Genomic DNA, 7,177 nt, shown 5'->3' on the forward strand with positions numbered 1-7,177 from the left:
GAATCATCCTTTCATGGCAGGCGCTAAACGGGTGTAGATATCAAGTAGATCATCATAATCATGTAAATGGAGTTGATCATGCATCGCTTGGACTTGCCAAGGTTTAACGGTTAACGTGTGGATCCAAGGAAACAGTCGAAAACTCGTGGTGAAATGTTGAAATACAGTGTTAGCATGACGTTTGCGTTGCTCATTGAAACGCCGCGGTGCAATCACTTTGACAACTGCAAGCTTATTTAAAGCCGATTGGTCAGGCATAAACATTTGTTGCGTCGCACAACGTTTACGACACTGTTCAAACAAGCCAGTCAATCTGATCTGCTTGAGATTCAATAACAACATGCCAGAATTCAGGTAATCGAAGGTGGCCATTTCATGATGAAAGAACCATTTTCCATAATGATCTAACACCCCGACAAACTCGACACCAGCGAGATCTTGATGATAAAAATCACCAAATCGGCGGCGGGCGATCACGTCAGTATCCAGATATAATAGGCGGTCAGGTAAATCTGGCAGGAGATCCGCATAGAGCCGTAACATGCAATAAGGCGTGAAAATCGTATCCAGATTAGCGGTTGGTGGCGCAGCGGCAAAGACGTCAGTGGCATCGATGCGCGTGACTTGGTGTTTCGGATCAACGCGTTGGGCTTGCGTTTGCAGAAAATCAACGGTTGTTTGGCTGATGGGTTCAAAGCCTTTGATGCGGGCGGTCATCACGTAAAGATGTAAAGGTTCATGGGTGTGTTTGATCAACGATAACATCGAGATCAACAGCCCGTCTTGCATTCGGGCGTCGCCACAATATAAGACATTAATCATGTTCGTCCTCCAAAGTGTAATGCACCACAGTTTCAGTTGAAAATCGACTGCGGGCGATCAACTGTGCTTGTGCATGTTGAAAAAGTGCGTGTTGTTGCTGTTTGAGCGGTAGGGTCGGATCCACTGGCAATGGCCCATCGATATAAATGGTAGTTTGCACCTGATGTGGCCAGCGACCAGGTTGATAAGTCGTGGTCATGGTGAAAACTGGGGCTTTCAGTTGGGCTGGATAATGAAAACTTGTCGCATCAAAAGGGCGGATCCCAGGATAAAAGGGCCAAACATGCGCTTCTGGATATACCAAGATCAACTGACCGAGAGTGTGAGCGCGCTTGATCGCAGCAAGAAATTGTGGATATTGTTTGCGGGTATTGGGTAATAAAATCGCGCGACCGGCAGGCAAAAGCTTCCCGATCACCGGGATGCCTAAATTTGCTGGCCCAGCAATGATCGAAACTGGAAAAGGAAGCGTTCGCGGGACGAAAACATCGCCAACAGGTTGAGTGTGATTGGCATAAATGAAAGCGCCTGGGGTGAGTTTTTCAACACCGATCACGCGAATGCCATGCCAGTGACGATACAAATGCGCAAAGCCGGTTGCTAATGGATTGACCAAGGCTTGTTGAAGGCGATTGGGTTCCCAGTTAAAATTTGCCGGTATTTGGGCGTTTTGATGTGGACTTTGAATCACATCTTGGTGAAAGTCTTGATATGTGTAATGGTGTTGCACCTGAATCCCCTCGAATCATTGAGTAAGCACTCAATCATTTTCACACCCGTAAGTATAACCGAACGAGGGGTGGTGTCAACCTTTTACAGAAAATGAGTGAAAACTCATTGAGATTATTCGCAGACTTGAATATTTCAATGTAAGCGTGTACAATAAGGGCGTAAAGAGGTGAGCGTGATGTTCAAATTGTTTGGCATTTTGCTCTTAGGGTTTGCGGTTTGGCAACTGCGCGCGGTGTATTTGGATCGCCAACGTCCAGCACCTGCCGGCGGTGTGACCACGAGCTCGCGTGAAAGTATTGGGTATGCGTTGTTTATGGCGTTGGTATTGGTGTTGATGGGCAGTTTGATTTTATTTGGGATTTTCTGAACGTCACCGTCTGGACAACCAGGCGGTTTTTCTATGGTAAAATGATTGCTGTTATTATAGGAGGCAATCATGACTGAATTATATTTGATCCGCCATGGACAAACCGTGTACAATGTCCAACACCGGATCCAAGGAATGGCAGATTCTGAATTAACGGCAACCGGGATCGCTGATGCCAAAGCGTTAGGTCGCGGCTTGCAAAAAGCAGGGATCGTTTTTGATCACGCTTATGCCAGTGATTTGATCCGCGCGCGTGACACCGCAGAACTGGCACTGACTGCCGCTGATCAATATTTACCGGTGCAGCTTGATGCCGGTTTGCGGGAAGAAGATTATGCCCATTTTGAAGGGCAACCGCAAAGTGCACGGCATGAGGCATTAAAAGCAATATTGCCAGCAGCACAATTGGAGCAATTAGTGCCTGTGGCCAATGGCGTTCATCAACTTGATGCTGACGCAGAAGATGCCCATACGGTGCAAATGCGCTTTGACCAAGCGATTCGACGGATCACCGATCAGCCTGATCAACAGGTGATGGCGGTGGCTCACGGAACCGTCATTTTATTATGGTTGGCGTTGATCGGGTTTCCATTAAATGGGCAAACAACGATGCACAATGCATCAGTCACGCAGATTCATTGCGACCATGGACGATTTAAAGTCATGGCGTTTGATTCCCTGAAATATGTTGAGGCCGGACGTCTGTGAGCTCACAGGCGTTTTTTGTATGAGGCACAAGAAAATTCAAAGGATCCGTGCTGTTTGCCACCACTAATTTGTTGTAAGCTAAACCTATTGAGAAAGGTGGCATCAAGGTGAACGCAACGAAAACAAAGACAATGTTAGTCGCGGTATTGATCGCTACTTTCATGACCTCAGTGGAAGTGACGATCGTCACCACAGCAATGCCGACGATCATTGCGAGTTTACACGGATTAGCTTGGCAAAGTTGGATCATGGCGGCATATTTACTCACCACCGCGATCACCACGCCAATTTATGGCAAATTGGCAGATACATATGGTCGCAAGCGCTTGTTTCTATGGGGTGTCGCAGTGTTTACCGGCGGCTCGTTGCTTTCTGGTTTGGCTCCAACCATTGGCTGGTTGATCGCTGCAAGAGCAGTGCAAGGCGTCGGGGCAGGGGCGGTGATGCCATTGACGTTCACCTTGATCGCCGATTTCTTCCCATATGAAAAACGCGCCCAAGCCATGGCGTTAAATAATAGCGCTTGGGGCTTGTCCGCGTTGTTAGGACCGTTATTAGGGGGATTTTTAGTCGATCATCTGTCATGGCACTGGGTGTTTTTTGTGAATGTGCCACTTGGGGTGATCGTGTTTGGGTTAACGGCGTTTGGTTATCATGAAGCTAAGCTGGTTTCTGAAAAGCAACCCCTGGATGTGAAAGGCATTGCTTGGTTGTCGATCAGTTTGATCAGTTTGTTGTTAGCGGCGCAATCGTTGAGTCGCAACCCTTGGTGGGCATTAAGTTTGGTGATTGTGTTTGGACTTTCGCTGTGGGGCTTTATCAAGGTTGAACAACAGGCACCGGCAGCGTTGATCCCACCGACTTTGTTCACGTCTAAAACGTTTATCGTTCAAATTGTGACTGCGTGTTTGTTGTCTGGGGTGTTGATCGGCTATCAAGTTTATTTTCCGATTTGGTTGCAAGGACTTGATCATGTCAATGCCACAGTCGCAGGGTTTTCAGTATCGTTTAGTTCGATCATGTGGTTAGTGGCAGGCTTTTTAGTCAGTTGGACGTTAAAACACTTAGTTCCTAAGCGTTTGACGAAGACTGTGGTGCTGATTCAAGCGATTTTTTATGCTGGACCGGTAATCTTCGGGGCACATTTTCCGGTGTGGGGCTTTTATGTGGTGGCGGCAGTCAATGGCTTTGGCATGGGCTTGGTGATCAGTCAAAATACGATTTTAGCGCAACACCTAGCGCCCGAAGCATTGGTAGGAACCGCCACGGCGATGTTTACGCTCGGTCGCTCATTAGGACAAACCGTCATGACTGCGATTTACGGTGCTGTCATGAACGTGGTGCTTCAACTGCGACATGGCAATGTGCCAATGCGTGAGTTGGATGCAGTGGTCGCTGGACACAGCGGTAGCCCTCAAGCAGCTGGTATTTTGTTGGGTGCTTTGCAAACGGTGTTCGTGGTGGTTGTGATCTTGTTGGCCATCGTGTGGGTCGTCAACGCCTTAGATCCTAATCGCGAGGTCATTGACTAAGACTTTAACTGAAAATTAAAAAAGACACCGCAAAGGGTGTTTTTTTATTGGGTTCAAATTAACGTAAAAGTTCGCGTTTGATGGCTTGAAATTGGGCTGGTGTGATGTGGCCTAATGACAACTCTTGTTGATACCATGCGATTTGTGCGCGGGTAGATGCCACCGGGACCCGGGCAGTTTGGCAGGTGGTGACAGTGCGCGGTGCCAATGCGATCAACGCAATCGTTAAAAGTAACAAAACGGAAATCATCAACATATGAAACCGCCTCCTTATGGGTTTAGTATAACACAATTTTCACGATTTAAGCCAACTTTATGGTTGAGTCGAGATACTAACCACAACTTCAGGAAGGATGTTGACTATGCAAATCGCAGACTGTGCTTCGTTATTAAATCTTGATCACCAAACCCAAAAATCATTAGCCGAGGATGGCCGCGTTGTGAACAATTTAACGCCAGATACCCGACAAGTCACTGCCAATAGTTGTTTTGTGGCGATTCACGGCGAACATTTTGATGGTCATCAACATGTGCAAGCGGCAATCGATGCTGGCGCGATCATGGTCGTTGTCGAACACCCAGTTTCCGCCAGTGGGGCTTTGATCGTCCAAGTGCCAGACACCCACAAAGCGTTGGCGCAACTCGCAGTCGCCTTTTTTGATGATCCGAGTGCGGCATTGAAAGTCTTTGGTGTCACTGGCACCAATGGTAAAACCACAGTGACGCATTTAATTGCAAAGATTCTCACTGCTGCCCAACTGGACTGTGGGTTGATTGGGACATTGTATACCAAAGGTGGCAAGACATTACATGCGGCAAATAATACCACGCCGGACCCGTTTACCAACCAACAATATTTAAGTGAAATGGTGCACTCAGGAAAAAAGGCTTGCGCCATGGAAGTGTCGTCGATTGGTTTAGACCAAGGTCGAGTACGTGGCATCGATTTTGATACTGCGGTGTTTACGAATTTAACTGAAGATCATTTGGATTATCACAAAACCTTTGAAGCATATTTTGAAGCCAAAGCCTTATTATTTGAACAGTTAGGCAACAGTTATCACCATGGCCGCAAAAATAAAACCGCAGTGATCAATATCGATGATCCCTACGGTCAGCGGCTGGTGAGTCGCACTGCAGCGAATGTGTTAACTTATGGGACGAAAGGGCGAGGCATGTTGCAAGCCAGACAGATTCGTGTCTCCAGTCGCGGCACTAGCTTTCAATTGCGGATCGCGGGTCACAGTTACCCAGTCCACTTACAGTTAATGGGGGAATTCAACGTGTATAATGCCTTAGCAGCGTTTGGAGCGACTTATGTGCATGGCATTGATCCTTTGGTGATCATTCAAGCGTTAGAAACAGTCTCTGGCGTCCGCGGACGCTTCGAAGTGATCCCACATCCAGGAGCGGCGACTGTGATTGTTGATTACGCCCATACCCCTGATGGCTTGGCAAATGTGTTAAGCACGATTCAAAAGTTTGCCAAACGCCGAATTTTTTGTGTGGTGGGTTGTGGTGGCGACCGTGATGTGGAGAAACGCCCACAAATGGCGACGATTGCTTTACAAGCAGCAACTGATCCGATTTTTACCGCAGACAATCCACGTTCAGAAGATCCAGAAGCTATTATTGATCAAATGGTGGCAGGCTTAGACCCTGCGACTTACACGCGATTAAGTGATCGTCAACAAGCCATCAGTTATGCGTTAAGTTTGGCAGGAACAGGAGATGTCGTCTTGATTGCCGGTAAAGGTCATGAAACTTATCAAATTGTTGGGTCGATCAAACATCATTTCGACGATGCGGAAGTGGTGCGTCATTTTTTCGCCGCTAAAACCATTCAGCAACAAGCCTGATCAAGTCAATCCAGTGGTTTCGACATATTGATATCCGTGGTAATAAAGCCCATTTTGGCGTAGACATGTTGCGCGCGCAAGTTGCTGCCGAACACATGCAAATCGATGGCTTTAATGTGACGCTGACGGGCGAGGGTTTCAAGCACTTGCAACGTTTGTTGACCGAAGCCTTGATTTTGGTGATCTGCATCGATATTGATATCATAAATAAAATAGTGATTGGTGGCTTTATCAATATGCACCCAAAGTGAACCGATGGCAGTGCCATCATGGTTGATCGTGAACAATAATTCACCTGGAGTATGCAACCCTTGAGGCAACAGCGCTTGATAGGAAGCGCGGGATTTTTCCAATGCTTCTTCTGGCGTCCAAGTTAAGGCATCAATTTTATCTTGAGCGAAATCTTTGATCGCTTTGGCGCGCCAAGTGCCAAATGCGGCCAAAGACATGGTTTCTAAGGTGATCATCAGCAACACTCCTTTAACAGTCTGCATCCAGTCTACCTGTTTTGAAAGATTTTTGCGAATCAGGGTTGACCTGTAACGCGTTTCTCAAGTTACGCTTTGGATGTTGAAAGCAAATGTGGTCTTAAAGGAGGAAAAGCTTATGTTCGCCTTATTAAAAAAACAAGTGTTGGTCAATGTTGACTTGAAAGAACCTTCAGAATTAACGGCAATTGCCAAGGTGGCCAGCTTTGCAGGAGAAAAATTAGATTTGGCTAGTCAAAGCTTACGTTCAGGGTTTTTAGCAAGTGAAGCCAGCGGTTCAAAGGTCATTTCGGGTCATATCGCGTTGACCCATGCCTCCAGTGCCGCGGTGAAAAAAGTTGAAATTGTCATTGTCAATTTCGATGCTGCCATTGCTTGGGGAGAAAATGCCCAAGTTGACACTGTTGTCGGCGTGATTATTCCAGAATCTGCTGATCCTGACCCAGCAATGCAAGCCGTAGCAGGTAAACTTGAAAGCTTAACGGCAGACTTTACCCAACCAATTGCGGCTGGGGCATCGGAAAAACTACGCCGGCAATTGTAAAATATGAATAGAAGCAAAATGAAACAGCTGCCTTTGCGGCTGTTTTTATTGTGCAGGCTTTAGCCTGGTACGCGCGGAAAACGCGCGTGCCTCAAAACCACCCGCTGTGCGGGTGGAGTCAAATA

General features: G+C 47.0%; 9 protein-coding genes. 5 read left to right on the forward strand and 4 right to left on the reverse strand.

Annotated elements, in window-relative coordinates:
• Nucleotides 1-3: 3 nt before the first annotated feature.
• On the reverse strand, nucleotides 4-822 hold the full coding sequence (locus EKM92_RS12570) for a glycosyltransferase (RefSeq protein ID WP_164510004.1): 819 nt from the start codon (nucleotides 820-822) through the stop codon (nucleotides 4-6).
• On the reverse strand, nucleotides 815-1,552 hold the full coding sequence (locus EKM92_RS12575) for a 1-acyl-sn-glycerol-3-phosphate acyltransferase (RefSeq protein WP_125711330.1): 738 nt from the start codon (nucleotides 1,550-1,552) through the stop codon (nucleotides 815-817). The genes EKM92_RS12570 and EKM92_RS12575 overlap by 8 nt, the downstream gene beginning before the upstream one ends.
• 177 nt (nucleotides 1,553-1,729) lie before the next feature.
• On the opposite strand from EKM92_RS12575, the gene EKM92_RS12580 reads away from it, so the two are divergent.
• The 3 genes from EKM92_RS12580 to EKM92_RS12590 all read left to right on the forward strand — a co-directional run bounded on the left by EKM92_RS12580 (nucleotide 1,730) and on the right by EKM92_RS12590 (nucleotide 4,161).
• Complete coding sequence (locus tag EKM92_RS12580) at nucleotides 1,730-1,921, forward strand: hypothetical protein (protein WP_125711332.1); 192 nt, start codon at nucleotides 1,730-1,732, stop codon at nucleotides 1,919-1,921.
• Between the two features lie 69 nt (nucleotides 1,922-1,990).
• A complete protein-coding gene (locus EKM92_RS12585) occupies nucleotides 1,991-2,629 on the forward strand; it encodes a histidine phosphatase family protein (RefSeq protein ID WP_125711334.1) in 639 nt (212 codons plus the stop codon).
• Nucleotides 2,630-2,760: 131 nt separating this feature from the next.
• Complete coding sequence (locus EKM92_RS12590) at nucleotides 2,761-4,161, forward strand: MFS transporter (RefSeq protein WP_125711348.1); 1,401 nt, start codon at nucleotides 2,761-2,763, stop codon at nucleotides 4,159-4,161.
• A gap of 58 nt (nucleotides 4,162-4,219) precedes the next feature.
• On the opposite strand, the gene EKM92_RS12595 is transcribed toward EKM92_RS12590, so the two are convergent.
• Complete coding sequence (locus tag EKM92_RS12595) at nucleotides 4,220-4,417, reverse strand: hypothetical protein (protein WP_125711336.1); 198 nt, start codon at nucleotides 4,415-4,417, stop codon at nucleotides 4,220-4,222.
• 106 nt (nucleotides 4,418-4,523) lie between these two features.
• Here EKM92_RS12595 and EKM92_RS12600 point away from each other — a divergent pair, with 106 nt between their 5' ends.
• Nucleotides 4,524-6,020, forward strand: coding sequence for a UDP-N-acetylmuramoyl-L-alanyl-D-glutamate--2,6-diaminopimelate ligase (locus EKM92_RS12600; protein WP_125711338.1), 1,497 nt, complete (start codon nucleotides 4,524-4,526; stop codon nucleotides 6,018-6,020).
• A 5-nt stretch (nucleotides 6,021-6,025) separates the two neighbouring features.
• Here EKM92_RS12600 and EKM92_RS12605 read toward each other — a convergent pair whose 3' ends face one another.
• Nucleotides 6,026-6,514, reverse strand: a complete 489-nt coding sequence (locus tag EKM92_RS12605; RefSeq protein ID WP_125711340.1) for a GNAT family N-acetyltransferase — start codon at nucleotides 6,512-6,514, stop codon at nucleotides 6,026-6,028.
• 112 nt (nucleotides 6,515-6,626) lie between these two features.
• Between EKM92_RS12605 and EKM92_RS12610 the strand changes: the two genes are divergently transcribed.
• Nucleotides 6,627-7,052 (forward strand): PTS sugar transporter subunit IIA, encoded by a 426-nt coding sequence (locus tag EKM92_RS12610; protein WP_164510005.1) that lies wholly within the window; start codon nucleotides 6,627-6,629, stop codon nucleotides 7,050-7,052.
• The last annotated feature ends 125 nt before the right edge of the window (nucleotides 7,053-7,177 follow it).

Source organism: Lacticaseibacillus porcinae (genome assembly GCF_003946305.1).
Classification (GTDB): domain Bacteria; phylum Bacillota; class Bacilli; order Lactobacillales; family Lactobacillaceae; genus Lacticaseibacillus; species Lacticaseibacillus porcinae.